The organism is Streptomyces barringtoniae (genome assembly GCF_020819595.1).
In the GTDB taxonomy this organism is placed as follows: domain Bacteria; phylum Actinomycetota; class Actinomycetes; order Streptomycetales; family Streptomycetaceae; genus Streptomyces; species Streptomyces barringtoniae.
This window is the reverse complement of the sequence record NZ_JAJHNP010000116.1, coordinates 1-379: the sequence shown is the minus strand read 5'-3', so window position 1 is coordinate 379 and position 379 is coordinate 1. Positions and strand designations below refer to the sequence as shown.

Below are 379 nucleotides of genomic sequence, written 5' to 3'. Positions count from 1 at the left end.
TATCAGCGGCACCAACGCCCATGTCATCGTCGAACAGCCGCCACTGGCCGACGACGGACAGCTCGCACCCGAGGACGGCACGGCGGCCGCGCCCGCCAAGAACTCGCCGCCCGTGCTGCCCTGGCTGCTGTCGGCCCGAGGCGAGCAGGCGCTGTGCGCCCAGGCGGAGCGGTTGCTGGCCCACGTACAGGAACGCCCCGACCTCCAGCCGACCGACATCGCTCACTCCCTGGCGACGACACGGTCCGCCCTGGAGACCCGCGCCGTGGTGATCGCGGGCGACCGCCGCACCTTCCTCGACCGTCTGGCCGAGGTGGCCGCCGGCAAGACCCCTGCCGACGTGCCGTGCGGAAACGCCGACGGCCGGGGCAAGACGGCG

General features: G+C 73.6%; 1 protein-coding gene. It reads left to right on the top strand.

Features of this window, described 5'->3' with window-relative positions; genetic code table 11:
* Positions 1 to 379 (top strand): CurL C-terminal domain-containing protein (locus tag LMU33_RS40975; RefSeq protein ID WP_443728991.1); only part of this gene is annotated, 379 nt, incomplete at both ends.